Consider the following 25,448-nt stretch of genomic DNA (forward strand, 5'->3'; position numbering starts at 1 on the left):
TCGAAAACAGCTCGACGCAACGCACAAGGAGGCACGGGTGGCGCTGCTGACCCGCATCAGGGGACCGCGCGATCTGGACCGGCTCGGACCGGAGCAGCTGGAGCAGCTCGCGGGAGAGATCCGTACGTTCCTTGTCGACGCCGTCTCCAAGACCGGCGGACACCTCGGCCCGAACCTCGGCGTGGTCGAGCTGACCATCGCCCTGCACCGCGTCTTCCACTCGCCACAGGACCGGGTCCTCTTCGACACCGGCCACCAGTCCTACGTGCACAAGCTGCTGACCGGACGCCAGGACTTCGGCAAGCTGCGGGCCAAGGGCGGCCTGTCCGGCTACCCCTCGCGCGCCGAGTCCGAGCACGACGTCATCGAGAACAGCCACGCCTCCACGGTGCTCGGCTGGGCCGACGGGCTGGCCAAGGCCAACCAGGTGCGCGGCAAGGACGACCACGTCGTCGCGGTGATCGGCGACGGCGCGCTCACCGGCGGCATGGCCTGGGAAGCGCTGAACAACATCGCGGTCGCCAAGGACCGCCCGCTGGTCATCGTCGTCAACGACAACGAGCGCTCGTACGCGCCGACCATCGGCGGCCTCGCCAACCACCTCGCCACGCTCCGTACGACCGACGGCTACGAGCGCTTCCTGGCCCGTGGGAAGGACCTGCTGGAGCGCACCCCGGTCGTCGGCAAGCCGCTCTACGAGACGCTGCACGGCGCGAAGAAGGGCCTGAAGGACTTCATCGCCCCGCAGGGCATGTTCGAGGACCTGGGCCTGAAGTACGTCGGCCCGATCGACGGTCACGACATGGAGGCGCTGGAGTCCGCGCTGCAGCGCGCCAAGCGCTTCGGCGGCCCGGTCATCGTGCACTGCCTGACCCAGAAGGGCCGCGGCTACGAGCCCGCCGAGCAGGACGAGGCCGACCGCTTCCACGGCATCGGCGTGATCCACCCCGACACCGGCCTCCCGGTCTCCGCCTCCGGCGCCGACTGGACCTCCGTCTTCGGCGAGGAGATGGTCAAGCTCGGCCGGGAGCGCAAGGACATCGTCGCGATCACCGCGGCGATGCTGCAGCCGGTCGGCCTGAAGAAGTTCGCCGAGGCGTTCCCCGACCGGATCTACGACGTGGGCATCGCCGAGCAGCACGGCGCGGTCTCCGCCGCGGGGCTGGCGACCGGCGGTCTGCACCCGGTCTTCGCGCTGTACGCGACGTTCCTGAACCGCGCCTTCGACCAGGTCCTGATGGACGTGGCGCTGCACAAGTGCGGCGTGACCTTCGTCCTGGACCGCTCCGGCGTCACCGGCACGGACGGCGCCTCGCACAACGGCATGTGGGACATGTCGCTCCTGCAGGTCGTCCCGGGCCTGCGGATCGCCGCGCCGCGCGACGCCGACCAGGTACGCGCCCAGCTGCGCGAGGCCGTCGAGGTCGACGACGCGCCGACCGTGGTGCGCTACTCCAAGGGCGCGGTCGGCCCGGCCGTCGAGGCCGTGGGCCGGATCGGCGGCATGGACGTACTGCGCAACGCGCCCGAGAGCGTCACGCGCCCGGACGTGCTGCTGGTCTCCGTCGGCGCGCTCGCCCCGATGTGCCTGGAGATCGCCGACCTGCTGGACAAGCAGGGCATCTCCACGACCGTCGTCGACCCGCGCTGGGTCAAGCCGGTCGACGCGGCCCTGCCGGGCCTGGCCGACCGGCACCGCGTCGTGGTCACCGTCGAGGACAACATCCGCTCCGGCGGCGTCGGCTCCGCGGTCGCGCAGGCGCTGCGGGACGCGGGCGTGGACGTGCCGCTGCGCGACTTCGGCATCCCCGAGCGCTTCCTGGACCACGCGTCGCGCAAGGAGATCATGGCCGAGATCGGCCTCACCGCGCCGGACATCGCCCGCCAGGTCACCGGCCTGGTCGCGAAGATCGACGGCCGCTACGAGGACACCGGGGACGCGCAGGCCGCCGAGCCGGCCCAGGTCGCCCAGGACTGATCGGTCCGACGCCGCAGGGACCGGTCCGCACTCGTTCGGGTGCGGACCGGTCCCTGCGCATATCGAGTGATCTGTGGCGCCTTCGGGCAAGCCGTCAGTGACTGTTCCCCGCTTTTGCCGAGACTCGGTCAGTTGGGGATTCCCAGACGGTCGCCCAGGCGGAGGTTCGCCCATGAGCAGTTCGTTGCCAGAGCAGGAGGGCCGCCGCCGCGGCCTTTTCCGTACCAAGACGGTCGAGGAGTCGATCCGCGACACGGAGGAGCCCGAGCACGCGCTCAAGAAGTCACTGTCCGCGCTGGACCTCACGGTCTTCGGCGTCGGGGTGATCATCGGCACCGGCATCTTCGTGCTCACCGGCAAGATCGCCAAGGAGACGGCGGGCCCCGCTGTCGCCCTCTCCTTCATCGTCGCCGGTGTGGTGTGCGCGCTGGCCGCGCTCTGTTACGCGGAGTTCGCCTCCACCGTCCCGGTCGCCGGCTCCGCGTACACCTTCTCCTACGCCTCGCTGGGCGAATTCCCCGCCTGGATCATCGGCTGGGACCTGGTCCTGGAGCTGGCGCTGGCCTGTGCCGTGGTGTCCGTGGGCTGGTCCGGCTATATCCGCTCGCTGCTGGACTCCGCGAGCGTCCACCTGCCGCAGGGGCTCTCCGGCACCCATGAAGGACACTTCGGGTTCGACCTGCTGGCCTGCATCCTCGTGCTCGTGCTGACGGCCATTCTGGTCGCGGGCATGAAGCTGTCCTCGCGGGTGACCGCGGTGGTCGTGGGCGTCAAGGTCACCGTCGTACTGATCGTCATCGTGGTCGGCGCGTTCTTCATCAACGGCGCGAACTACCAGCCGTTCGTGCCCAAGTCCGTGCCCAGCGAGGGCGGCAGCGGCTGGCAGGCGCCGCTGGTCCAGCTGCTGTTCGGCTTCACCCCGGCGAGCTTCGGCGTGATGGGTATCTTCGCGGCCGCCGCCGTGGTCTTCTTCGCCTTCATCGGCTTCGACATCGTCGCCACCGCCGCCGAGGAGGCCCGCAATCCGCAGCGCGACGTACCGCGCGGCATCCTCGGCTCGCTGCTGATCTGTACGGTCCTCTACGTCGTCGTGTCCGTCGTCGTCACCGGCATGCAGAAGTACAGCAAGCTGTCCACGGACGCGCCGCTCGCCGACGCCTTCAAGGACCTCGGGCACCCCTTCTGGGCCGGTCTGATCAGCTTCGGCGCGGCCGTCGGCCTCACCTCCGTCAGCATGATCCTGCTGCTCGGCCAGAGCCGGGTCTTCTTCGCGATGAGCCGCGACGGCCTGCTGCCCCGGGTGTTCTCCACGGTCCACCCGCGCTTCGGCACGCCCTACCGGTCCACGATCGCGCTCGGCGTGGTGGTCGCCGTGGTGGCCGGCTTCACGTCCATCGACGTCCTGGCCGAACTGGTCAACATCGGCACCCTGTTCGCCTTCGTCGTGGTCGCACTGGGCGTGATCATCCTGCGCCGCACCCGCCCCGACCTGCCGCGCTCCTTCCGTACCCCATTGGTGCCGCTGGTGCCGGTCCTGTCGGTGCTGGCGTGCCTGTGGCTGATGATCAACCTGACCGCGGAGACCTGGCTGCGGTTCGCCGTCTGGATGGCGGTCGGGCTCGTCTTCTACTTCGTGTACGGGCGGTCGCACAGCCGGATGGGGCGCCGCGGCTGACGGCTCCTCATCTGCCGTACGCCCGGCCGCCACCGGTGCCGGCCGGGCGTACGGAACGGGGGCCCGTCACCCGGGCGCCCAGCGCCTCCACCCGGGCCCGCAGCCCCCGGTCGGCCGTCACGACCACGCAGGGCCGCCCCTCGGGCCGGGCCGCGACCAGTTCGACGATGCGGTCGTCGCCGCTGCCGTCGGCCGACTCCACCCGTACGCCGTCGACGCTCGCCACCCCGCGCGCCGCGCCCTCCACGACGAGCACCAGCTCCACCGGCGGGTCGGCGATGCCGGGCAGCCCGCTCCCGCCGTACGCCACGAGGCCGTCGCGCAGCCGCTCGGCCGCGCCCCGCCGGTCGTGCCACCAGCCGTCGGGCACCGAGCCGACGACGTTGGCGCCGTCGACGATGAGGGTGGTTGTCGCTGTCATGCGTTCATCGTGGCATTCCGCGGCCGCCGGGGAGATCACTATCCGCGAATCGACAACCTGGGGTTGACGCCCCGGTCATCGTCAACCTACCGTTGACGCATGGCAGATTCCGTGGAACCCGTACGCAGCACGCAGCCGGTGCGCCTCGACGACCTGATCGAGGCCATCAAGAAGGTGCACACCGACGCCCTCGACCAGCTCACCGACGCGGTACTGGCCGCCGACCACCTCGGCGACGTGGCCGACCACCTGATCGGCCACTTCGTGGACCAGGCGCGACGCTCCGGCGCGTCCTGGACGGACATCGGCAAGAGCATGGGCGTCACCAAGCAGGCGGCCCAGAAGCGCTTCGTCCCGAAGGGCCCCGCGACCTCGGACCTCGACCCGAGCCAGGGCTTCGGCCGCTTCACGCCGCGCGCCCGCAACGTCGTCGTCGCTTCCCAGAACGAGACCAAGGCGGCCGGCCACACCGAGATCACGACGGCGCATCTCGTCCTCGGCCTCCTCGCCGAGCCGGAGGGCCTCGCAGTGAAGGCGATCGCCGCGCAGGGCATCACGCCCGAGGCGGTACGCGAGGCGGCCACCGCCGCGCTGCCGCCGCGCGCGGACGCCGAGGTCCCCGCCCTCATCCCGTTCGACGCCGCGGCCAAGAAGGCCCTGGAACTGACCTTCCGCGAGGCCCTGCGGCTCGGCCACAACTACATCGGCACCGAACACGTACTGCTCGCCCTCCTGGAGCAGGAGGACGGCGACGGCGTCCTGACCCGCCTCGGCGTCACCAAGGCCGCCGCCGAGGAATGGGTCACCGCCACCCTGGCCGCCCTCGTGGCGGACAAGCCGCAGGAGTGACGGCGCGTCAGCCCTGAGTACTGCCCGACCAGCGCGTCACCACGGCCGTCATGGCCCGCGTCACCACCACCGCGCGGTGTTCGCGGGCCCGGACGCCGTGGCGGTACTCGATGTGCAGGAACGGCACGCCGGCGGCGTGGGCGCGCCGGCCCTGCACGTTCGTCTCGCCGGCCAGCGGACAGGTACGGGCCCAGGCGCGGCACACCTCGAAGCCGTGCGACCGCAGATCGTCCGCCAGGGCCCGGCCGTCCGCGCGCGCCGCCGTGCCCCGCCCGGTCGAGGCGATCACGTCGTACTCCGGCGCCGAGGAGTCGGCGAAGCCGTGGATCTGCAGCCCCGGCAGCCCGCGCCGTACGAGCTCGGCGCAGACCGCGTCGAAGACGGTGTCGCGGTGGTGCGCCACGTCCGCGCGGTCGCCGCTGCCCGCGTCGCGGTGCGCGCCCGCCAGGACCAGCACCCCGCCCCGGGCGGCGAGCAGCACGCCGACGCCCAGCCGTTCGGTGTCCTGGTCGGCCACCGGGTGCGGCACCTGCACCGACCAGCGGGCCGGCGCTTCCAGGTCGACGTAGACCCGGCCCCAGCCGCGCTCCGCCTCCGAGCCGCGGTCGCGGTCGGCCACCTCGGCGTACTGCCGCCCGGTGGCCCGGTCGGTGAGGGTGCGGACCGTGTACCCGGCGTCCGCCAGCCGGGCGCGGGCGGCGTCCCGGCGGCCGTCGAGCAGCAGCCCGACGCCCGCCGCGACCGCCCGCCGCTGCGCCCGCTCCGGGCGGACGTAGCCGCCGGCGGGGGAGAAGCCCGTGGTGTAGCCGGTGACCCGGCGCACCAGGTCGACGGGCGTCGGCTCCGCCGAGCCCTCGGCCCGTACACCGCCGGGCCCCGCCCCGCAGGCGGCGGCCGTGACCAGCGCCGCAACGGCCGCGAACAGCCGGAGCGTTCGCGCAATCGTTATCTTGTTCGTCCGAACCACGGTCATAGTTGTATAAAGTTAACTGAGTGACGAATCGCCCTTACTGGAGTCTCCGTTCGACTCGGAGGCTCGTGGCCGCCACCGCCGCCCTCCTCCCGCTGGCCGGTCTCGCCGGCTGCGGAGCCGCGGAGACGGAGGCCGCGGTGAAGCCGGACGGCCGCCGCTTCACGGTCGCCGCGGCCGGTGACATCCTGATCCACCCGCAGCTGACCGAGCAGGCGCGCAAGGACGCGGCGGCGACCGGCGGCGGCGAGCAGGGCCTGGACTTCGACCGGATCATGGCCGGGGTGAAGCCCGTGATCAGCAAGGCCGACCTGGCGATCTGCCACTTCGAGCCGGTCGCGGGCAAGCCCGGCGGCCCGTTCCGCAGCTACCCCGACTTCCTCGTACCGCCGCAGATCGCCACCACGATCAAGCACGTCGGCTACGACACCTGCTCCACCGCCTCCAACCACACCCTGGACCACGGCCCTTCGGGGGTGAAGCGCACGCTGGACGTGCTGGACGCGGCGGGGCTCAAGCACACCGGCTCGGCGCGCAGCGCCCGCGAGGCGGCCACCCCGCTGATCATGGACGTCAAGGGGGTCAAGGTCGCGCAGCTCTCGTACGCCTTCGGCTTCAACGGCCGCGAGGTGCCGGCGGACAAGCCGTGGCTGGTCAACCAGAACGACTTCGAGAAGATCGCGGCGGCCGAGCGCCGGGCCCGCAAGGCCGGCGCCGAGGCCGTCGTCCTCAGCATCCACTGGGGCCGCGAGCACCACCCCGAGCCCAGCGCACCGCAGCTGAAGTTCGCCCGCCGGCTCGCGAAGGAGACCGGCATCGACCTCGTCATCGGCCACCACGCGCACGTCGTGCAGCCCATGGAGAAGGTCGACGGCACCTGGATCGCGTACGGCCTCGGCAACCAGCTCGCCCGGCACGACGTGCCTTCCGGGCTGACCGAGGAGGGCGTGATCGGCTGGTTCGAGTTCGCCGAGCGGCAGGGCGGCGGCTGGGACGTCACGCCCAAGTACGTCCCCACGCTCGTCGACCTGCCGCCGGACCCCGACGAGAGCGGCAAGCTGCCCGAGGGAGCCGTCACCGACCACCGGCTGGTCGACGTCGCGGCGGCGCTGCGGGACGGCGACGGGCTGACCGCGGACCAGCGGGCCCGCTACCGGCTCGCCTTCGAGCGCACTCAGGGCACGCTGCTCAACCGGGGCGCGGGCGAGGACGGACCGCGGCCACTGGAACCGCTGCCGGCCGGCTGACCGCGCCCGTCCGGCCGCTGGTACGCCGGTACGCCCGGACGTCGCCCACCTCACAGCGGAAACTTACGAAACTCGTACAACCCTTCCCGCGGTACGCGGGTCTTCTATGCGGTTTCACCGCAGGAGCGTGCCCACAAGGCCCGCTCCTGCGCCGCGGTTTTCCGACATACCCGCACGTCAGCCCGCACGCAGCACCTGGAGCGCGCTCCGGCTGAGCTCCAGGAAGGGAGCCCCCCGTTGGCCGCTTCGGCTACGAAGCGGCGGCACAAGGTCCGCCGACGGGCCGACATGTCCCTGCTGGGCGGCATACGGCCGCCCATCGCTGTGCTGTCTGCTCTGATCCTCACCTTGACGGGCCTCACCGCCCTCACCCTCGGCCGGATAGGCCAGGACCCCGTCGCCAAGGCGGTGCTGACCTCCCAGCAGCACTTCGCCGAGGACGGCGCCATCGCGATGCGCGCCTCGATCGACGAGAGCGTCACCGACCTCACCCGGGTCGCCGGCCTCTTCAGCGCCTCCGACCCGGTCCCGGCCGACGCCGTCCTGGACAAGCTCGGCAACGTGTACCAGAAGTGGCGCGGCACCGCCGTCATCGAGATCAAGTCCGGCAAGCTGCTCGCGGCCCGCGGCGAGAACGTCCCGCTGACCGCCATCGACCGGACCCGGCTGTCCCAGGAGAACGGCCTCGCGCCGCGCATGGTCCGGCTGCAGAACGGCGAGGTACGGCTGCTCACCCTCGCCCTGCTGACCTGGGAGGGCCACCCGCAGCAGCTGCTGGTCTCCACCAGCGGCCTGAAGTTCCCCGGCATCAGCCTCGGCGACTTCCGCTCCATCGCCGTCGTCGACCAGCGGGGCAACGTGCTCAGCAGCGACGGCATCCCCGAGCCCGAGCAGGTCCTCACCGACCTCCAGCGCGCCGAGGTCACCCGCTCCCGCAAGCAGCTGAAGTCCTTCGCGGCCGACGCCGCGCGGCGGGCGGCCCAGCACCCCCTCTCCGCCAAGGAGCCCGGCTCCGGCGGCTTCCAGGGCGTCAGCGGCTCGCTGGTCGGCGACCGGTACGCCGGTGACCGGTCGGTCGCCGGGTACGCCTCCCTCGCGGCGCCCGAGCCCGGCGAGTTCACCGTGGCCACCGGGCTCGGCCTGACCGTCGTCTCGATGGTCCCCGTCGCCGAGGACCCCACCGCCACCAGCAGCCCGCTCTTCGGCCTGATCGCCGCGGGCGCGCTGCTGGTCATCGGCGGGCTCAGCATCGCGCTGCTGCTGGGGACCGTGCAGCGCCCGCTCATCCGGCTGTTCCTGGAGAGCCGCCGGCTCACCCGCGGCGACCTCACCCGCCCCGTGACCGTGCCCCGGTACGGCGAGGCGGCCCGTATCGGCACGGCGCTGGAACGGCTGCGCCGCCAGCTGCTGGGCGAGGCCCCGGACGCGCCGGCACCGGCGGGCCGCACCCGCTCCCGGTTCGGCACCCGCGCGCTGATCGCCGCCAGTGCCGTCCTGCTGTTCGTGTGGTGCGCGCCGCTGCTGCTGCTCGTCAACCGGGCCGGCGACTCCGTCGTCGTACCCCAGCAGCTCGTCAACGACCAGCGCGAGCGCACCGACACCCTCACCGACCGGGTGCGCCGCGCGCTCAACGAAGGCCAGGCCGACCTGGTCTCCGTCGCCTCGCTGATCGGCGACCGCACCGAGCCCGGCCAGATGACCAAGGTCCTGCGGGGCACCCTCACCGAGCACGGCCGGTACCAGTCCCTGTACGTCCTCGACGCGCACGGCAAGGTGCTCGCTCAGGCCGGCGACGACCCGCACAGCCCGGCGGGCAGCGCTCCGTCCAGTGCGCCGGTCCGGCTGCTGGACCACACCAGCAAGGAGCCGGTGATCCTCGGCACGGCCGAGGTGCCGGGCCGCGCGGGCGCCGCCGTGGTCGGCGAGTTCCGCATCGACTTCCTCAACTCGCTGCTGAAGCGCCCGGGCCTCGGCGACGTACGCGTCGTGGACCGCCAGGGCCGCGTCATCGGCGGCAACACCGGCTACCGCGCCTTCCAGCAGCTGCCGAACGACCGGCTGAAGGAGCTGGTCGCGGGCAGCAACCAGAAGGTCGGCATGAGCCCGCGCCCCAGCGGCGTCCTGCACCGCGACGGCACCGGCATCCAGATCGCGGCCGCCGCGCCCTTCGTCGGCGGCGGCGCGGCCGAGGACCTGCACTGGACCGTCGTCAGCTGGCAGCCCGCCTCGGGCCTGGAGATCCCCGCGTACCGCCTGCAGAACCGCACCGTACTGGCCGGACTGCTCGGCTCCGCCGCGGCCGCCGCCTGCCTGGGCTGGCTGCACATCGTCGTCGTCCGCCCGCTGCGCGCGCTCGCCGGGCAGGCCGAGGCGCTGGCCGGCGGGGACCGCCGCACCGTGCTCTATCCGCGCCACCACGACGAGGTCGGCGCCGTCACCCGCAGCCTGGAGATCGTCCGCCAGCAGCTGCAGGGACAGCCGCGCAAGCGGGACGGCGCCGCCACCCTCGCCGGAAGGAACTGACCCACCGTGCTCTTCCTCTACATCGTGCTGGTGGTGTGCGGTGCCGTCCTCCTGGTCGCGGGCGTCATCGAGCAGCGGCGGCACTTCGCCAATCTCGATCGGATACCGACGCGGGTGCTGGTCAACGGCATCCGCGGCAAGAGCTCCATCACCCGGCTGTGCGCGGGGGCGCTGCGCGGCGGCGGGCTGACCACGGTCGCCAAGACCACCGGCACGGCCGCCCGCTTCATCCACCCGGACGCCACCGAGGAGCCGGTCTACCGCAAGTTCGGCATCGCCAACGTCGTCGAGCAGATCGGCATCGTGCGGCGCGCGGCGACCTACCGCCCGAACGCGCTGGTCATCGAGTGCATGGCCGTCATGCCCGCGCTCCAGGAGATCAACCAGTCCAAGCTGATCCGCTCCACGATCGGCGTGCTGTGCAACGTCCGCGAGGACCACCTCGCGGAGATGGGCCCGACGCTGGACGACGTGGCACGCTCGCTGTGCCGGTCGATGCCGGAGGGCGGCATCTGCGTCACCGCCGAGAAGGAACGCTTCCACATCCTCCAGGAGGAGGCGGCGGCGCGGGACTGCGAGCTGGTCTACGCCGACCCGGAGACCGTCACCGACGAGGAGCTGCGCGGCTTCAGCTGGTTCACCTTCAAGGAGAACGTCGCGATCGCGCTCACCGTCGCCGAACTCCTCGGCGTGGACCGGCAGACCGCCCTCAAGGGCATGTACGACGCGCCGCCGGACCCCGGCGTGCTCTCCGTCGAGCGGTACGCCACCGAGGACGGCAAGAAGCTCCGCTTCGCCAACGTCTTCGCGGCCAACGACCCCGAGTCGACGCTGATGAACATCAACCAGCTGCTCGACCTGGGCGCCGTCCACCGCCCGCTGAACGTCGTCATCAACTGCCGCCCCGACCGCGTCGAACGCAACGGCCAGATGGGCGAGATCATCCCCGACCTCCGGCCCGACCGGGTCTTCGTCATCGGCCACCCCGCGAAGAGCGCCATCGACGCGATCCCGGCCGAGTGGCGGGACCGGGCGGTCGACCTCGGCGGCGACCGGCGCGACCCGGAGGAGTTCATGGCCGAGCTGCTCGGCCGGCTCGGCCCGGACTCCTCGCTCGTCGCCATCGGCAACATCCACGGCCAGGGCGAACTGCTCCTGGAACACCTCGCCGAACTCCCGCCGGACGAGACCCCGGACGGCACCCCGGACGCCATGGACGGGGCGGCCGACGCACCCGGGCACGGGGAGCACGTGCAGCACGCGGACACGATGCAGCTGTACGCGCCCACGGTCGATCCCTACGCGCCGTACCCGGAGGGGTACGAGACCCGGCACCAGCCGTGGGTGCCGGCGCCCAGGACCGAGCCGGAGCCGCACGCACGCGGCCTGTTCGAGCCCCGCGTGCCGCCGGTCCCGGCGGCCGACCACCCTCAGCAGTGGCACAGCCCGCAGAGCCAGAGTCCAGGAGAACCCCGTTGATCCCGTCCGTCCTCACCCCCGAGATCGCCGCGATCGGGATCGCGCTCGGCCTGCTCTTCTCGCTGGTCTGCTACCTCACGACCAACCTCTCGCCGGGCGGCATGATCACGCCCGGCTGGCTGGCGCTGACCCTCGTCGAGGACCTGCAGCGCGCCGCGATGGTCGTCGGCGTCACCGTGCTCACGTACGTCTCCGTGCTGCTCATGCAGCGCTTCGTGATCCTCTACGGCAAGCGGCTGTTCGCCGCCGTCGTGCTCACCGGCGTGGCCCTGCAGGCGACCGTGATGATCGTGCTGTCCATCGAGTTCCCGCTGATGTACGCGAACCAGACGCTCGGCTTCATCGTCCCCGGTCTGATCGCCTACCAGCTCGTCCGCCAGCCCAAGGGCCCCACGCTGCTCGCCACGGGCTCCGTGACCCTGATGGCGTTCGTCGTCCTCACCGCCGGCATCCTCCTCGGCTTCATGCCGTCCGCCTGACCCCGTACGGAGACCGTTCATGAGTGCCCCCGGCAAGCCGACCGACCAGCCGACCGACCAGCAGGCCGCGCGGAAGGCCGCCACGAAGGCCGCCAAGAAGAAGCGCGCCGTCCTGCACACCGCGACCGTGCTCGCGCTGCTCGGGACGAGCGCGTTCCTGACCGTGGAGCTGCGCAAGCAGGAGCAGGACAAGGCCCCGGCCGTGCAGGCGGTCACCGACAGCCCCGTACTGGAGTCCAGCACGAAGACGGACACCGGGGCGCAGCACTGGGAGCGGCTGCGGCACCCGGAGCGCTCGGTGCTGCGCGGCGAGGGCGGCGCGGTGCTCGCCACCTTCACCGACGGCGCCCGCACCGCCACCCTCAAGGGCCCCAGCCGCACCTTCGCCGAGGCGGCCCACACCAGCTCCCGGGTGGTGACCGAGGACTGGGTGCGGCTGCTGCCCGAGCCGTGGCGCAAGGGCGCCGAGAAGGAGAAGTGGTTCAAGGACTGGTTCAAGCAGTACTTCGGGAGCGAGGAGGACGACGTCTTCGCGATGGGCTTCCAGTACACCGACCAGGCACCGGCGAAGAAGGACGACGAGGGCATCGCGTACGCGGGCGACGCCAACTTCGGCCCGCTGAACCCCAACGGCAGCGAGGGCAACGACCTCCGCCAGGAGTTGTCCGACTTCAACGACTACCTCGGCATCCCGTACAGCTTCCGGGACGGCACCACCGCGGCCCCGGAGGCCGCGCGTGCCCGCTCGGTGGACTGCTCGGGCTTCATGCGGCTGCTGTGGGGCTACCGCGCCCGCTACCCGCTGATGTCCAGCGACAAGTCCGGCGACGGGCTGCCCCGTACGGCCAACGGCATGGCCCGCTCCGACGTGGGCACCGACGTCCTCCCGCTCAAGGGCGTCGGCGCCGGCGACCGCCCCGCCTCCATCGACGTCCTGCAACCGGGCGACCTGGTCTTCTTCAAGCTCGACGCGCGCACGAAGCAGCGCCTGGACCACGTCGGCATGTACCTGGGCCACGACACCGACGGGCACAAGATCTTCCTGTCCAGCCGCGAAGAGGTCAACGGCCCCACCATCGGCGACAAGGGCGGCACCTCCCGCCTGGACGGCAACGGCTACTACGCCACGAAACTGCGCAGCGCGAAGCGGCTGTAGGCGGCCGCTGAGCGGTGCCCGGGGCCGCCATGGCCGCCGTCAGCTCACTGGTGCTGGGCGGGCGGGCAGTAGCCGGTCTTCTCGCCGATCGTGTTGATCTCGGCGTTGGAGCGGGAGTCGCCCGCGTAGTCGACCTGGTCCGTGCAGCTCACGTCGGGCTTCTTGGGGGTGCCCGACGGCGTGCCGGCCTTCTCCGGGGCCGGGCAGTGGCCGGTCTCCTCGCCGATGGAGTTGATCTCGGCGTTGGACCTCGGGTCGCCCGCGTAGTCGAGCTGGTCCGTGCAGCGCGCGTCGGACATCGTGGCGGTGCCCGACGGCGTGCCCTCGGTGGCGCTCCGGGAGGTCTTGTCCGTGGCAGTGGGGGACTGCGTGGCCTGCGCGGAGGGGGACGAGGCCGAGGTCGCGGGGGCGGGCGAGGCGCCGGAGCCGCCGTCCTGGCAGGCGGTGAGCCCGAGCGCGGCGACGGCGATCACCATGGCGGCGGCGGCCTTGCGGGCGTGGCGGAGGGTGGAGCGGTGCGGCATGGTCGTCCTCGTTCGCTGTTCTTACGACTCTGATGACTCTTACGGCGTGGTGTTGCGGTTCGTGAGGACAAGATTGCCGGCCGCCGCTGTTGATCCACCGACGTACGGCTAATGCCTCGCTAACGTCCCGGGCGGACCATCGAACCCTCGAACCGGCGAGCCGTCGCATCCGCACATACGGAACTGCCCCGGCACCACTGAGGGATGGTGCCGGGGCAGTTGACCCGTGGGGTGGGAGCGCGTCCGTTACGCGGGCACGCTCGCGACGCCCGGGGCGAGGAACTTCTTGCCGTTCACGCGCTCGGAGACGCCCGCACGGTCCAGGTACGGCGTGATGCCGCCCAGGTGGAAGGGCCAGCCGGCGCCGGTGATCAGGCACAGGTCGATGTCCTGCGCCTCGGCGACGACGCCCTCGTCGAGCATCAGGCCGATCTCCTGCGCGACGGCGTCCAGGACGCGGTCGCGGGTCTGCTCCTCGGTCAGGACGGTGTCGCCCTGCTGGAGGAGCGCCGCGACCTCCGGGTCCAGCTCGGGCGCGCCCGAGTCGTACACGTAGAAGCCGCGCTTGCCGGCGTCCACGACGGCCTTGAGGTTCGGCGAGACCTTGAAGCGGTCGGGGAACGCGCCGTTGAGGGTCTCGGACACGTGCAGGCCGATCGCCGGGCCGACCAGCTCCAGCAGGACCAGCGGCGACATCGGCAGGCCGAGCGGCTCGACCGCCTTCTCGGCGACGGCGACCGGGGTGCCCTCGTCGATGACGTTCTGGATCTCGCCCATGAAGCGGGTCAGGATGCGGTTCACGACGAACGCCGGGGCGTCCTTGCACAGGACCGCGGTCTTCTTCAGCGACTTGGCGACCGAGAAGGCGGTGGCCAGCGACGCGTCGTCGGTCTGCTCGCCGCGCACGATCTCCAGCAGCGGCAGGATCGCGACCGGGTTGAAGAAGTGGAAGCCCACGACCCGCTCGGGGTGCTTGAGCTTCGACGCCATCTCCGAGACGGACAGCGAGGAGGTGTTGGTCGCGAGGACGGCGTGCGCCGGGGCGACCGCCTCGACCTCCGCGAACACCTGCTGCTTGACGCCCATCTCCTCGAACACGGCCTCAATGATGAAGTCCGCGTCCGCGAAGCCGTCCGCCTTGTCCAGGACGCCGGTGACCAGGCCCTTGAGGCGGTTGGCCTTGTCCTGGTTGACGCGGCCCTTGAGGAGCAGCTTGTCGATCTCGCCGTGGACGTAGCCCACGCCCTTGTCGATGCGCGCCTGGTCGATGTCGGTCAGTACGACCGGCACCTCCAGCCGGCGCGCGAAGAGCAGCGCCAGCTGAGAGGCCATCAGGCCCGCGCCGACGACGCCGACCTTGGTGACCGGGCGGGCCAGCTTCTTGTCCGGGGCGCCGGCCGGGCGCTTGGCGCGCTTCTGCACCAGGTTGAACGAGTAGATGCCGCTGCGCAGCTCGCCGCCCATGATCAGGTCCGCGAGGGCCTGGTCTTCGGCGTCGAAGCCCTGGCGCAGGTCGCCGTTCTTGGCCTTGGCGATGATGTCCAGCGCGCGGTACGCGGCCGGAGCGGCGCCGTGCACCTTGCCGTCGGCGATGGCCCTGCCGCGCGCCACGGCCTGGTCCCAGGCGTCGCCGCGGTCCAGCTCGGGCCGTACCACCTCGGTGTCGCCCTTGAGGACGGAGGCGGTCCAGATCAGCGACTGCTCCAGGAAGTCCGCGCCCTCGAAGAGCGCGTCGGCGATCCCGAGGTCGTAGACCTGCTGGCCCTTGAGCTGCTTGTTCTGGTTGAGCGAGTTCTCGATGATGACCGAGACCGCGCGGTCGGCGCCGATGAGGTTCGGCAGCAGCACGCAGCCGCCCCAGCCGGGCACCAGGCCGAGGAAGACCTCGGGCAGCGAGAAGGCCGGCACGGCCTTGGAGACCGTGCGGTAGCTGCAGTGCAGACCGACCTCGACGCCGCCGCCCATGGCCGCGCCGTTGTAGTAAGCGAAGGTCGGCACGGCCAGCGCGGACAGCCGCTTGAAGACGTCGTGGCCGCCCTTGCCGATGGCGAGCGCGTCCTCGTGCTTCTTCAGCAGCTCGACGCCCTTGAGGTCGGCGCCGACCGCGAAGATGAACGGCTTGCCGGTGATGCCGACGCCGACGATGTCACCGTCGGCCGCTTCCTTCTCCACCTGGTCGATGGCGAGGTTGAGGTTCGCCAGCGACTGCGGTCCGAAGGTGGTCGGCTTGGTGTGGTCCAGGCCGTTGTCCAGGGTGATGAGCGCGAAGCGGCCGGCGCCCTGGGGAAGGTCGAGGTGGCGTACGTGCGCCTGGGTCACGACCTCGTCGGGGAAGAGCTCGGCCGCGCCCTTCAGAAGCTCTGCGGTCGTCGTCACTTGCCTGCTCCCTCGAAGTGCGGGTTCTCCCAGATCACGGTGCCACCCATGCCGAATCCGACACACATGGTGGTGATGCCGTAGCGGACGTGCGGCTGCTCCTCGAACTGGCGGGCCAGCTGCGTCATCAGACGCACGCCGGAGGAGGCCAGCGGGTGGCCGAACGCGATGGCGCCGCCGTACTGGTTGACGCGCGGGTCGTCGTCGGCGATGCCGTAGTGGTCCAGCAGCGAGAGCACCTGGACGGCGAACGCCTCGTTGATCTCGAAGAGGCCGATGTCGTCGATCGACAGGCCGGCCTTGGCCAGCGCCTTCTCGGTCGCCGGGACCGGGCCGATGCCCATGACCTCCGGCTCGACACCGGCGAACGCGTAGTCCACCAGGCGCATCTTGACCGGCAGGCCCAGCTCGCGCGCCACGTCCTCGGCGGCGATCAGCGAGGCGGTGGCACCGTCGTTCAGACCGGCCGCGTTACCGGCCGTCACCCGGCCGTGCGGGCGGAACGGGGTCTTCAGGCCCGCCAGGTTCTCCAGCGTGGTGCCCGGGCGCATCGGCTCGTCGGCCGTGGCCAGGCCCCAACCGGTCTCGCCGGCCTCTGCGTTGGTGCGGCGCACGGAGACCGGCACCAGGTCGGCCTGGATCTTCCCGTCCGCGTACGCCTTGGCCGCCTTCTCCTGGCTGCGCACGGCGAACTCGTCGGCGCGCTGCTTGGTGATGTGCGGCAGGCGGTCGTGCAGGTTCTCGGCCGTCATGCCCATGAACAGGGCCGACTGGTCGACGAGCTTCTCACTCACGAACCGCGGGTTGGGGTCCACGCCCTCGCCCATGGGGTGGCGGCCCATGTGCTCGACGCCGCCGGCCACGGCGATGTCGTACGCGCCGAAGGAGACGCCGCCCGCGATGGACGTCACGGCGGTCATCGCACCCGCACACATCCGGTCGATCGAGAAGCCGGGCACGGACTGCGGCAGACCGGCCAGAATTCCGGCCGTACGGCCCAGGGTCAGGCCCTGGTCGCCGATCTGGGTCGTCGCGGCGAGCGCGACCTCGTCGATGCGGGCCGGATCCAGATCCGGGTTGCGGCGCAGCAGCTCCCGGATGCACTTGACGACCAGGTCGTCGGCGCGGGTCTCGTGGTAGATGCCCTTCGGGCCCGCCTTGCCGAACGGGGTGCGGACGCCGTCGACGAAGACGACGTCCCTAGCGGTACGAGGCACGTTGGCTCTCCTCCAGGTGCGGGATGGCACTGCTGCGGGGCGCGCTCATGGCGCGCTGCCCACCGTCATGCTACTTGCGGGTAACCAGCCTGCCCAGCCCCCTCGGCCGGAGCGGCGAACGTCACACTCACCTGCGGTTGCTCCGGAGGTGTCCTGGGGCTTCGCGCGATCCGGGTGGCTTCGGCCGGTCTTCGCTGCGTCGCGGACGTAAGGGGACGTACCGCCTCTACTCTGCCCCTATGGATACGAAGCGAAGCGGAACGCTCGCGTACGGGAATCGCGCGGCGCGGCTGCGCGCGGCCGGCCTGGTGTGTGCCGTGGCCGTGGCCGGTGCCCTGGTCGCCGGCTGCGGCGACGACAAGGGCGGCGGTGGGGGCGGCTCCTCGTCCTCGTCCTCGTCCCCGTCGGCGTCCGGCGGCGGCAAGTCCGCCTCCGCCTCTCCGAGCGGGAGCGGCAAGCTCACCGAGGATCAGACCCAGCGCAAGGCCCTCATCCCCAAGGCGAAGATCACTTACGACAAGGCGCTCACGGCCGCCACTGGCGCGGTGTCCGGCTCCAAGCCGGTCTCGGCCGAGCTGAAGCGCGGGATGGGCGGAAAGCCGGTGTGGGAGACCGAGGTCGCCACCACCGACGGCACCAAGAGCATGGTCACCGTCGACGCGGTCTCCGGGAAGGCGGCCAAGCCCCGGACCGACAGCGGCGAGGACACCGACGACAAGAAGAAGCTCGCCGGCTGGCTGAAGAAGGCCACGGTCACCGCCCAGCAGGCGGCCCAGGTGGCCACCGGCAAGAAGAAGGGCACGGTCAGCTCGATCGAGCTGGACGACAACGACCAGGGCAAGGAAATCTGGTCCGTCGACGTCGTCACGAAGAACGACTGGAACAAGACGACGTACGACATCGACGCAAGCAACAAGAAGGTGCTCCGCACCCACGTCGACACGGACTGAGTTCCCCTCGCCGCCGCGGCGGCGAAACGCCGGGCGGGCCGGTGGTCAGCGGCCCGCCCGGCAAAATCCAGCCCGTCCGGCGTTTGAGGACAAGACGCCCGCAGGCGTCAGCCCGCAGACGAGGTACTGAGCGCCTTCACCAGCAAGGGGGTAACCAGCTCGACCTGCCAAGGCCGAGCACCGTACCCCGCGAGCGCCTCGGAAACCGCCGACGAAGTCGGCTCCGGCGGCTCCCAGCACACCCGCCGCACCGTGTCCGGCGTGATCAGGTTCTCCTGCGGCAGGTGCAGCTCCTCGGCGAGCGCCGTCACCGCCGTGCGGGCCGCGGACAGCCGGGCCGCGGCCGCCGGGTCCTTGTCGGCCCAGGCGCGCGGCGGCGGGGGGCCGTTCAGCGGCTGGCCGGGCTGCGGCAGCTCGGACTCGGGCAGCTCCCGCGCCCGGTCGATCGCCGCCTGCCACTGCTCCAGCTGCCGGCGGCCCATGCGGTGCCCGAAGCCGGGCAGCGCGGCGAGCGCGTGCGCGTTCGGCGGGACGTTCAGCGCGGCCTCCACGATCGCCGCGTCCCCCAGCACCTTGCCCGGCGAGACGTCGCGCTTCTGCGCGACCCGGTCGCGGGCCGTCCACAGCTCCCGTACGACCGCCATCTGCCGCCGTCGTCGCACCTTGTGCATGCCGGACGTGCGGCGCCAGGGATCCTTGCGGGGCGGCGCCGGCGGGGCAGCGGCGATCGCCGCGAACTCCTGCCGGGCCCAGTCCAGCTTCCCCTGCCGGTCCAGCTCCTCCTCCAGCGCGTCCCGCAGGTCGACCAGCAGCTCCACGTCCAGCGCCGCGTACCGGAGCCAGGGCTCGGGCAGCGGGCGGGTGGACCAGTCCACCGCGGAGTGGCCCTTCTCCAGCGCGTAGCCGAGGACGTTCTCCACCATCGCGCCGAGGCCGACCCGGGCGAAGCCGGCCAGCCGTCCGGCCAGCTCGGTGTCGAAGAGCGAGGCGGGGAGCATCCCTATGTCACGCAGACAGGGCAGGTCCTGGGTCGCCGCGTGCAGCACCCATTCCGCGTCGGCGATCGCGTCGCCCAGCGCGCTGAGGTCGGGGCAGGCGACCGGGTCGATCAGGACGCTGCCGGCGCCTTCACGGCGCAGCTGTACCAGGTAGGCGCGCTGGCCGTAGCGGTACCCGGAGGCCCGCTCGGCGTCCACGGCGACCGGGCCGCTGCCTGCGGCGAAGGCCGCGACGACCTGCGCGAGGTCCTCGTCGGTCGCGGTGACGGGCGGGATGCCCTCGTGGGGTTCGAGAAGCGGAACCGGCGCCGGCCGGGGGTCTTCCGTTGCGTCCCCGGGGGTTCGCAGTGTCGAGTCTTCTGCGGTCTTTTGGGCGTCGGTCACCAGTCAAGGGTATCGGTGTATGCACCACGTCCGCCGAGGGAACGTTCCCTCGACGGACGATGTGCCTGTGTAAAGCCTCGGTGGGCGGGTCCGAGGAGCTGGTGGGGGGCCTGGTGGACGGGGCGGACGGACGGCCGGGCGGCCTCAGTGGATGATCCCGGTACGCAGCGCGACGGCGACCATGCCGGCCCGGTCGCCCGTGCCGAGCTTGCGGGCGATGCGGGCGAGGTGGCTCTTGACCGTGAGGGCCGAGAGTCCCATCGAGACGCCGATGGCCTTGTTCGACTGGCCTTCGGCGACCAGTCTCAGCACCTCGACCTCGCGCCCCGAGAGCTCGCGGTACCCGCCGGGGTGGCCGGGGGCGCCGGGCGGACGGCGGTGCATACGGGCCGCGCCCGCGCCGATGGGCGCGGCGCCGGGACGGCCCGGGATGCCGAGGTTGGTGCGGGTGCCGGTGACGACGTAGCCCTTGACGCCGCCGGCGAGGGCGTTGCGTACCGCGCCGATGTCGTCGGCGGCGGAGAGCGCGAGGCCGTTGGGCCAGCCGGCCGCCCGGGTCTCGGACAGCAGGGTGAGGCCGGAGCCGTCGGGAAGGTGGACGTCGGCCACGCAGATGTCGCGCGGGTTGCCGACGCGGGGGCGGGCCTCCGCGATGGACGATGCCTCGATCACGTCGCGTACTCCGAGTGCCCACAGGTGGCGGGTGACGGTGGAGCGGACGCGCGGGTCGGCCACGACGACCATGGCCGTCGGCTTGTTCGGGCGGTAGGCGACCAGGCTCGAAGGTTGCTCGAGGAGAACAGACACCGGGCCTCCTGGGGAGTGGCGGGGACGGAAGCCGGCTTCAGGGGAGTGAGCCGGAGTGCTCCCGTGTTTGAAGGGTCACAGACCTCTTCGGCAGTAATCCGGCCGGACTTTAGAGTTTGATCACGATTTAGTTTGGGCAATTCGGGCAAATCGGATGGGTGATCGAGGTTCCGGGCAGCACGAGTGCGCCGCGCGGACCGCCCCTTCGGAGGCGGTCCGCGCGGCGTACTCGAAGAAACGCGCTCAGCGCGGCTGCGGCCCTCGTCGCTGCGGCAGCGGCACCACGCCGCCCCGCCCCGCCGGCTCCACCGGCGCCGGCGGCAGCCCCGCCACCTGGCACAGCAGATCGCACCAGGCCGTCAGGTGCGCCCCGATGTCCCGTACCCCGCGCGGCCCCTCGGCCGGCGTCCAGGAAGCCCGCAATTCGAGCTGGGTGTCCGGCGCCCGGTCGCCGATGCCGCCGAAGTAGTACGAGCCCGCGCGCGTGACCGTGCCGCTCGGCTCGCCGTACGGCACGCCGCGCGCCTCCAGCGCCCCCGTCAGCCAGGACCAGCACACGTCCGGCAGCAGCGGATCGGTGGCCAGCTCCGGCTCCAGCTCGGCGCGGGCCAGCGTCACCACCCGGAAGGTGCCGTGCCAGGCGTCGTGCCCTGCCGGGTCGTGCAGCAGTACCAGCCGCCCGTCCGCCAGGTCCGTATCGCCCTCCGTGTCCCGCTCGATCACCGTCGCCTCCAGCGCGTGCGCGAACGGCGCGAGCCGTTTGGGCGCGGGCATCGGCGCGATCTCGATCTCCGGTCGCAGCCGGGCCGCATGGAGGGCCTCGACCGCCTGACGGAAGGCGATCGGGGTCTCGTCCGCGCTGTCCGCGAGGTGTTCCTGAGCCGCTGCCATGCTGGGAAGGTTAGGCGCAATGCCGTGTTCATATGCGGAGGACACCCGCTGGGCGGGTCGCCCGTTCGGAGGTGTCCCCCGGCACGTGCGAAGATTCTGGGCGTGAGTGCCAACGACGTTCCCCACGCTCTCCACTCCGACCGAGCAGGGGAGACCCCGATGACGGGCCAGCAGCAGACCGCCTCCTTCGCGCCGGAGAGCGCGCGGGAGTCCGCGTTCCTCAAGGCGTGCCGCCGGGAGCCGGTCCCGCACACGCCCGTGTGGTTCATGCGCCAGGCCGGGCGCTCACTGCCCGAGTACCGCAAGGTGCGCGAGGGCATCGCGATGCTCGACTCCTGCATGCGGCCCGAGCTGGTCACCGAGATCACGCTGCAGCCGGTGCGCCGGCACAACGTCGACGCCGCGATCTACTTCAGCGACATCGTCGTCCCCCTGAAGGCCATCGGCATCGACCTGGACATCAAGCCCGGCGTCGGCCCGGTCGTCGAGCGGCCGATCCGCACCCGCGCCGACCTGGAGCGGCTGCGCGACCTCACGCCCGAGGACGTCTCGTACGTCTCCGAAGCGGTCCGGATGCTCGTCGGCGAGCTCGGCTCCACCCCGCTCATCGGCTTCGCGGGCGCGCCCTTCACCCTCGCCAGCTACCTCGTCGAGGGCGGCCCGTCCCGCAACCACGAGCACACCAAGGCGCTCATGTACGGCGACCCGCAGCTGTGGGCCGACCTCCTGGACCGCCTCGCCGAGATCACCGCCGCCTTCCTCAAGGTGCAGATCGAGGCCGGCGCCAGCGCCGTGCAGCTCTTCGACTCCTGGGTCGGCGCGCTCGCCCCGGCCGACTACCGCCGCTCGGTCATGCCGGCCTCCGCGAAGGTCTTCGACGCGGTCGCGGGGTACGGCGTACCGCGTATCCACTTCGGCGTCGGCACCGGCGAGCTGCTCGGCCTCATGGGCGAGGCGGGCGCGGACGTGGTGGGCGCCGACTGGCGGGTGCCGCTGGACGAGGCCGCGCGCCGGGTCGGCCCCGGCAAGGCGATCCAGGGCAACATCGACCCGGCCGTGCTCTTCGCCCCGCGCGAGGCGGTGGAGACCAAGGCCCGCGAGGTACTGGACGCCGCCGCGGGGCTGGAGGGCCACATCTTCAACCTCGGCCACGGCGTACCCCCGAACACCGACCCGGAGGCGCTGACCCGCCTGGTCGAGTACGTCCACGAGCAGACGGCGCGCTGAGGCGCGGCGGGGCGCGCGTGACGGTACGGGCGCCCCGCGGTCCTTATTGCGGCGCGGCGTCCGCCCGTACCGCCTGCACCGCCTTGCGCGCCGCCACCAGCACCGGGTCCCACACCGGTGAGAACGGCGGCGCGTACCCCAGGTCCAGCGCCGTCATCTGTTCGACCGTCATCTTGGCCGTCAGCGCGACCGCCGCGATGTCCACCCGCTTCGCCGCGCCCTCCCGCCCGACGATCTGCACGCCGAGCAGCCGCCCCGAGAGCCGCTCGGCGAGCATCTTCACCGTCATGGGCGCGGCGTTCGGGAAGTACCCCACCCGGCTCGTCGACTCGATCGTGACGGCCACGTACTGCAGCCCCACCGCCCGCGCGTCCTTCTCGCGCAGCCCCGTACGCGCGATCTCCAGGTCGCAGACCTTGCTGACGGCCGTGCCGACCACGCCGGGGAAGGTCGCGTAACCGCCGCCCACGCCCGAGCCGATGACCTGGCCGTGCTTGTTGGCGTGCGTGCCGAGCGCGATGTGCCGGTCCCGCCCGGAGACCAGGTCCAGCACCTCCACGCAGTCGCCGCCCGCCCAGATGTCGTCGTGGCCGCGCACCCGCATCGCGAGGTCGGTGAGGATCCCGCCGGCGGCGCCCAGCGGCAGTCCCGCCTTCTCGGCGAGCGTGGTCTCGGGCCGTACGCCGAGCCCCAGCACCACCACGTCCGCCGGGTACTCCTGCTCCGGCGTCAGCACCGCGCACGCCCGGCCGTCGGCGTCGGTGCGGATCTCCGTCACCTCGGCGCCGTTGACCATCCCGATGCCCAGGCCCGTCATCGCGTCGTGCACCAGGCAGCCCATGTCCGGGTCCAGCGTGGACATCGGCTCCGCGCCGCGGTTGACGACGGTCACCTCGTACCCGCGCTGGATCAGCGCCTCGGCCATCTCCACGCCGATGTACCCGGCGCCCACCACGACCGCGCGCCGCCCCTCCGTACGGGCCAGCGTGTCCAGCAGCGCCTGCCCGTCGTCGAGGGTCTGCACGCCGTGCACGCCCGGCGCGTCGATGCCCGGAATCGGCGGCCGGAGCGGCGACGCGCCGGTCGCGAGCACGAGCTTGTCGTACGCCGTCCACTCCTCCGCGCCGGTTTCCAGGTCGCGCGAGCGCACCCGCCGCTTCTCGACGTCGAGCTCCGTGACCTCCGTCCGCATCCGCAGATCGATGTCCCGCTCCCGGTGCTGCGCGGCCGTCCGCGCCACCAGCGCGTCCCGTTCGTCCACCACCCCGCCGACCCAGTACGGAATGCCGCAGGCCGAGTACGACGTGAAGTGCCCGCGCTCGAACGCGACGATCTCCAGCTCCTCGGGCGTGCGCAGCCTGCGGGCCTGGGACGCGGCGGACATCCCCGTCGCGTCCCCGCCGACGACCACCAGCCGCTCCGGTCGTTCCGCCATGGCGGGCTCCCTCCTCGCTCCGCGGACGCGCCCGCGCCCGGCACCGGAAAGGCTACGACCTGCGGCCCCGTCACCCGGCGCCCGCGCCGCTGTCACGCCTGTGTCACAGCGCTGTGTCCAGTGTTGGCAGAGATGTCCCTGAGTTGGGAAGATGTCTCCGCAAACAGCCGTTCAGCCCGGCAGGGGGAGCCTGATGAAGTTCGACATGGGATCGCAGACGTTGTCGACGCTGCAGTCGAAGTCGCGTGGGTCGAGTGAGGATCTGGGCTCGCTGATCCGGCAGCTGGTGGACGCGGCGGCGCCGCTGGAGGGCAAGTTCAACGGCTCCGGCAAGGCGGCCTTCGACCGGTTCAAGGCGCACTCGGACGAGATCGCGTCGTCGCTGCAGAGTTCCCTGTCGGGGATTCTGGGCGGCCAGTCGGGCATGGACGCGGCGTTCAGCTCCGGTGATCAGGAGCACGGGGACAACGCGCGGCAGCAGATGTCGGCGGCGAATTTCGACGCGGCGCGCTTCGGCGGCCGCTGATTTGATCTGTGGCCTGCGGGTGCGGGCCGTGTTCTTGGACGGGGAGTGTGTGTGATGGCTGGTGGACAGGATCGTCGTTCGTATGACACGACGGCTTCGGGTGATGCGCAGGGCAATATCCAGACGGTGATCGCGCGGCTGGAGCAGGTGATCACGGCGCGCGACGGTCAGGTGAAGGCGGCGATGGCGGACTTCACCGCCGATGGCGTGGCGGATGAGTACCACGGCAAGGAGCTGCGCTGGAACCGTGCCTCGCAGGAGGTCAAGAACATCATCCAGCTGCTGAAGACGACGCTGGAGAAGAACGACGGCACGGCGCAGCACACGCTGTCCAAGGCCAAGGCTGCGGTCGACAACATCGGCTGACCGGCCGGACGCGGGTGCGGTGTCGGGCGGTAACGGGGAGCATGAGGTAGGGGCATGGCCGGCTGGGATCTGGATCCGCAGGGCATCCAGGGTGTGCTGAAGACGACCGGTGAATTCGCCGGGAAGATCGAGACGCATACCAAGGCGTACGGGGAGCATCTGCAGTCGGCGGCCACGAGCGCCGGCACGATCTCCGCCGAGGGCGAGGCGCACGGCGGCAAGGGCGGGGAGAAGGCCGCGGGCGGTCTGGTGGCGCTGGCGCTCTCGCAGTTCTCCGAACACACCATCAACGACCTGAAGTTCATCGCGATGCGCGCGGGCAAGTCGCTGAACGGTGCGGTGGATGCCACCACGGCGTATCTGAACGGTGATCTGGACATGGCCGCCCAGGCGCAGCACAAGGCGCTGGGTGCGGTGGATGTCGATCCCAAGACGCCGGGGGTGCAGCAGTCGTGAAGATCGAGCTGAAGCCGGACCAGATTCCCCAGTACACCGGCGATCTGGAGCAGCTGGAGAAGGACCATGCCGCGCTGAAGTCGGATGCCGGGCACATCCGCACCACCGGCTCGGATGTCCACTCCCATTTCCAGGGCCTGTCCGCGTACTACAAGGCCCCCGAGGCCGAGCAGCTCTTCGCCACCACCAAGCCGGTGCAGGAGCGGGCGGACGGTTTCGCCGACGACCTGGAGACGGTCGCCTCGGCGCTGTCCTCCTACGCGGATGAGATCCGCCCGCTGGTTCCCAAGCTGGCGGCGCTGAAGACCAAGGCGCAGAACTTCATCCGGGACCACAAGGACGATGACGACGGGGATTACGACGAGGATCTGATCGCCGAGCACAATCAGATCCGGGATGACATCACCGCCACGGTGGCTGCGTTCTGGGCGGCCGAGCGGACCTGCCACAACAAGATCACCGCGCTGTGGCACGGCACCCAGATGGTGGCCGGGGACGGCTCGGAGAAGAAGAA

The 25,448-nt window shown here is 71.6% G+C and carries 22 protein-coding genes and 1 pseudogene; 14 read left to right on the forward strand and 9 right to left on the reverse strand.

Features of this window, described 5'->3' with window-relative positions; genetic code table 11:
- Positions 1–37 precede the first annotated feature (37 nt).
- Both dxs and ABT381_RS06030 read left to right on the forward strand, forming a co-directional pair.
- Entirely contained in the window at positions 38–1,978 is a 1,941-nt protein-coding gene (dxs, locus tag ABT381_RS06025; RefSeq protein ID WP_351588353.1) for a 1-deoxy-D-xylulose-5-phosphate synthase, read from the forward strand.
- Between the two features lie 172 nt (positions 1,979–2,150).
- Entirely contained in the window at positions 2,151–3,653 is a 1,503-nt protein-coding gene (locus ABT381_RS06030; RefSeq protein ID WP_351588356.1) for an amino acid permease, read from the forward strand.
- Between the two features lie 7 nt (positions 3,654–3,660).
- Here ABT381_RS06030 and ABT381_RS06035 read toward each other — a convergent pair whose 3' ends face one another.
- Positions 3,661–4,074: an NTP pyrophosphohydrolase gene (locus ABT381_RS06035; protein WP_351588357.1), complete on the reverse strand. Its 414-nt coding sequence runs from the start codon at positions 4,072–4,074 to the stop codon at positions 3,661–3,663.
- Between the two features lie 99 nt (positions 4,075–4,173).
- Between ABT381_RS06035 and ABT381_RS06040 the strand changes: the two genes are divergently transcribed.
- On the forward strand, positions 4,174–4,923 hold the full coding sequence (locus ABT381_RS06040; protein ID WP_351588360.1) for a Clp protease N-terminal domain-containing protein: 750 nt from the start codon (positions 4,174–4,176) through the stop codon (positions 4,921–4,923).
- A 7-nt stretch (positions 4,924–4,930) separates the two neighbouring features.
- Here ABT381_RS06040 and ABT381_RS06045 read toward each other — a convergent pair whose 3' ends face one another.
- A complete protein-coding gene (locus ABT381_RS06045; protein ID WP_467754117.1) occupies positions 4,931–5,896 on the reverse strand; it encodes a hypothetical protein in 966 nt (321 codons plus the stop codon).
- 65 nt (positions 5,897–5,961) lie between these two features.
- Between ABT381_RS06045 and ABT381_RS06050 the strand changes: the two genes are divergently transcribed.
- The 5 genes from ABT381_RS06050 to ABT381_RS06070 all read left to right on the forward strand — a co-directional run bounded on the left by ABT381_RS06050 (position 5,962) and on the right by ABT381_RS06070 (position 12,777).
- On the forward strand, positions 5,962–7,140 hold the full coding sequence (locus ABT381_RS06050) for a CapA family protein (RefSeq protein ID WP_351588366.1): 1,179 nt from the start codon (positions 5,962–5,964) through the stop codon (positions 7,138–7,140).
- Between the two features lie 288 nt (positions 7,141–7,428).
- Positions 7,429–9,663 (forward strand): HAMP domain-containing protein, encoded by a 2,235-nt coding sequence (locus ABT381_RS06055; protein WP_351588421.1) that lies wholly within the window; start codon positions 7,429–7,431, stop codon positions 9,661–9,663.
- A gap of 6 nt (positions 9,664–9,669) precedes the next feature.
- Positions 9,670–11,142 carry a poly-gamma-glutamate synthase PgsB gene (pgsB, locus tag ABT381_RS06060; RefSeq protein WP_351588369.1) on the forward strand — a complete coding sequence of 491 codons (1,473 nt, stop codon included), beginning with the start codon at positions 9,670–9,672 and terminating at the stop codon, positions 11,140–11,142.
- On the forward strand, positions 11,139–11,621 hold the full coding sequence (locus ABT381_RS06065; protein ID WP_351588372.1) for a poly-gamma-glutamate biosynthesis protein PgsC/CapC: 483 nt from the start codon (positions 11,139–11,141) through the stop codon (positions 11,619–11,621). The genes pgsB and ABT381_RS06065 overlap by 4 nt, the downstream gene beginning before the upstream one ends.
- A gap of 19 nt (positions 11,622–11,640) precedes the next feature.
- Positions 11,641–12,777, forward strand: a complete 1,137-nt coding sequence (locus ABT381_RS06070) for a C40 family peptidase (RefSeq protein ID WP_351588375.1) — start codon at positions 11,641–11,643, stop codon at positions 12,775–12,777.
- A 44-nt stretch (positions 12,778–12,821) separates the two neighbouring features.
- Here ABT381_RS06070 and ABT381_RS06075 read toward each other — a convergent pair whose 3' ends face one another.
- The 3 genes from ABT381_RS06075 to ABT381_RS06085 all read right to left on the reverse strand — a co-directional run bounded on the left by ABT381_RS06075 (position 12,822) and on the right by ABT381_RS06085 (position 16,894).
- Positions 12,822–13,301, reverse strand: coding sequence for a hypothetical protein (locus ABT381_RS06075; protein ID WP_351588378.1), 480 nt, complete (start codon positions 13,299–13,301; stop codon positions 12,822–12,824).
- A gap of 246 nt (positions 13,302–13,547) precedes the next feature.
- Positions 13,548–15,677, reverse strand: a complete 2,130-nt coding sequence (locus ABT381_RS06080; RefSeq protein WP_351588381.1) for a 3-hydroxyacyl-CoA dehydrogenase NAD-binding domain-containing protein — start codon at positions 15,675–15,677, stop codon at positions 13,548–13,550.
- Positions 15,674–16,894: a thiolase family protein gene (locus ABT381_RS06085; RefSeq protein ID WP_351588384.1), complete on the reverse strand. Its 1,221-nt coding sequence runs from the start codon at positions 16,892–16,894 to the stop codon at positions 15,674–15,676. The genes ABT381_RS06080 and ABT381_RS06085 overlap by 4 nt, the downstream gene beginning before the upstream one ends.
- A 239-nt stretch (positions 16,895–17,133) precedes the next feature.
- Between ABT381_RS06085 and ABT381_RS06090 the strand changes: the two genes are divergently transcribed.
- A complete protein-coding gene (locus ABT381_RS06090; RefSeq protein WP_351588387.1) occupies positions 17,134–17,844 on the forward strand; it encodes a PepSY domain-containing protein in 711 nt (236 codons plus the stop codon).
- A gap of 107 nt (positions 17,845–17,951) precedes the next feature.
- On the opposite strand, the gene ABT381_RS06095 is transcribed toward ABT381_RS06090, so the two are convergent.
- The 3 genes from ABT381_RS06095 to ABT381_RS06105 form a co-directional block, all read right to left on the reverse strand.
- Positions 17,952–19,226, reverse strand: coding sequence for a ribonuclease D (locus tag ABT381_RS06095; protein WP_351588390.1), 1,275 nt, complete (start codon positions 19,224–19,226; stop codon positions 17,952–17,954).
- Between the two features lie 144 nt (positions 19,227–19,370).
- On the reverse strand, positions 19,371–20,033 hold the full coding sequence (locus tag ABT381_RS06100; protein WP_030261220.1) for a response regulator transcription factor: 663 nt from the start codon (positions 20,031–20,033) through the stop codon (positions 19,371–19,373).
- A gap of 243 nt (positions 20,034–20,276) precedes the next feature.
- The gene (locus ABT381_RS06105) at positions 20,277–20,924 is read right to left on the reverse strand and encodes a DUF3000 domain-containing protein (protein ID WP_351588394.1); all 648 of its coding nucleotides are present in this window, start codon (positions 20,922–20,924) and stop codon (positions 20,277–20,279) included.
- Between the two features lie 102 nt (positions 20,925–21,026).
- Between ABT381_RS06105 and hemE the strand changes: the two genes are divergently transcribed.
- On the forward strand, positions 21,027–22,151 hold the full coding sequence (hemE, locus tag ABT381_RS06110) for a uroporphyrinogen decarboxylase (RefSeq protein ID WP_467754124.1): 1,125 nt from the start codon (positions 21,027–21,029) through the stop codon (positions 22,149–22,151).
- Positions 22,152–22,194: 43 nt separating this feature from the next.
- Here the strand turns inward: hemE and ABT381_RS06115 are convergent, their stop codons facing one another.
- Positions 22,195–23,586: an FAD-dependent oxidoreductase gene (locus tag ABT381_RS06115; RefSeq protein WP_351588400.1), complete on the reverse strand. Its 1,392-nt coding sequence runs from the start codon at positions 23,584–23,586 to the stop codon at positions 22,195–22,197.
- Positions 23,587–23,779: 193 nt separating this feature from the next.
- On the opposite strand from ABT381_RS06115, the gene ABT381_RS06120 reads away from it, so the two are divergent.
- The 4 genes and pseudogenes from ABT381_RS06120 to ABT381_RS06135 all read left to right on the forward strand — a co-directional run.
- Positions 23,780–24,112 carry a hypothetical protein gene (locus tag ABT381_RS06120; RefSeq protein WP_351588403.1) on the forward strand — a complete coding sequence of 111 codons (333 nt, stop codon included), beginning with the start codon at positions 23,780–23,782 and terminating at the stop codon, positions 24,110–24,112.
- Between the two features lie 54 nt (positions 24,113–24,166).
- Positions 24,167–24,478, forward strand: coding sequence for a pore-forming ESAT-6 family protein (locus ABT381_RS06125; RefSeq protein WP_351588406.1), 312 nt, complete (start codon positions 24,167–24,169; stop codon positions 24,476–24,478).
- Positions 24,479–24,532: 54 nt separating this feature from the next.
- Positions 24,533–24,934 carry a DUF6507 family protein gene (locus ABT381_RS06130; RefSeq protein ID WP_351588409.1) on the forward strand — a complete coding sequence of 134 codons (402 nt, stop codon included), beginning with the start codon at positions 24,533–24,535 and terminating at the stop codon, positions 24,932–24,934.
- Positions 24,931–25,448: pseudogene (locus tag ABT381_RS06135) on the forward strand (ADP-ribosyltransferase); the annotation flags it as partial. The gene ABT381_RS06130 and the pseudogene ABT381_RS06135, both read left to right, overlap by 4 nt.

The organism is Streptomyces sp. NPDC000151 (assembly GCF_040301705.1).
In the GTDB taxonomy this organism is placed as follows: Bacteria; Actinomycetota; Actinomycetes; order Streptomycetales; family Streptomycetaceae; genus Streptomyces.

Bases quoted from the DNA above. Each gene is read 5' to 3' on its own strand.
- ABT381_RS06030 (WP_351588356.1), top strand. From the start codon at position 2,151: ATGAGCAGTTCGTTGCCAGAGCAGGAGGGCCGCCGCCGCGGCCTTTTC.
- ABT381_RS06035 (WP_351588357.1), bottom strand. From the start codon at position 4,074: ATGACAGCGACAACCACCCTCATCGTCGACGGCGCCAACGTCGTCGGC.
- ABT381_RS06040 (WP_351588360.1), top strand. From the start codon at position 4,174: ATGGCAGATTCCGTGGAACCCGTACGCAGCACGCAGCCGGTGCGCCTC.
- ABT381_RS06045 (WP_467754117.1), bottom strand. From the start codon at position 5,896: ATGACCGTGGTTCGGACGAACAAGATAACGATTGCGCGAACGCTCCGG.
- ABT381_RS06055 (WP_351588421.1), top strand. From the start codon at position 7,429: ATGTCCCTGCTGGGCGGCATACGGCCGCCCATCGCTGTGCTGTCTGCT.
- ABT381_RS06070 (WP_351588375.1), top strand. From the start codon at position 11,641: ATGAGTGCCCCCGGCAAGCCGACCGACCAGCCGACCGACCAGCAGGCC.
- ABT381_RS06075 (WP_351588378.1), bottom strand. From the start codon at position 13,301: ATGCCGCACCGCTCCACCCTCCGCCACGCCCGCAAGGCCGCCGCCGCC.
- ABT381_RS06090 (WP_351588387.1), top strand. From the start codon at position 17,134: ATGGATACGAAGCGAAGCGGAACGCTCGCGTACGGGAATCGCGCGGCG.
- ABT381_RS06105 (WP_351588394.1), bottom strand. From the start codon at position 20,924: ATGGCAGCGGCTCAGGAACACCTCGCGGACAGCGCGGACGAGACCCCG.
- ABT381_RS06115 (WP_351588400.1), bottom strand. From the start codon at position 23,586: ATGGCGGAACGACCGGAGCGGCTGGTGGTCGTCGGCGGGGACGCGACG.
- ABT381_RS06120 (WP_351588403.1), top strand. From the start codon at position 23,780: ATGAAGTTCGACATGGGATCGCAGACGTTGTCGACGCTGCAGTCGAAG.
- ABT381_RS06125 (WP_351588406.1), top strand. From the start codon at position 24,167: ATGGCTGGTGGACAGGATCGTCGTTCGTATGACACGACGGCTTCGGGT.
- ABT381_RS06130 (WP_351588409.1), top strand. From the start codon at position 24,533: ATGGCCGGCTGGGATCTGGATCCGCAGGGCATCCAGGGTGTGCTGAAG.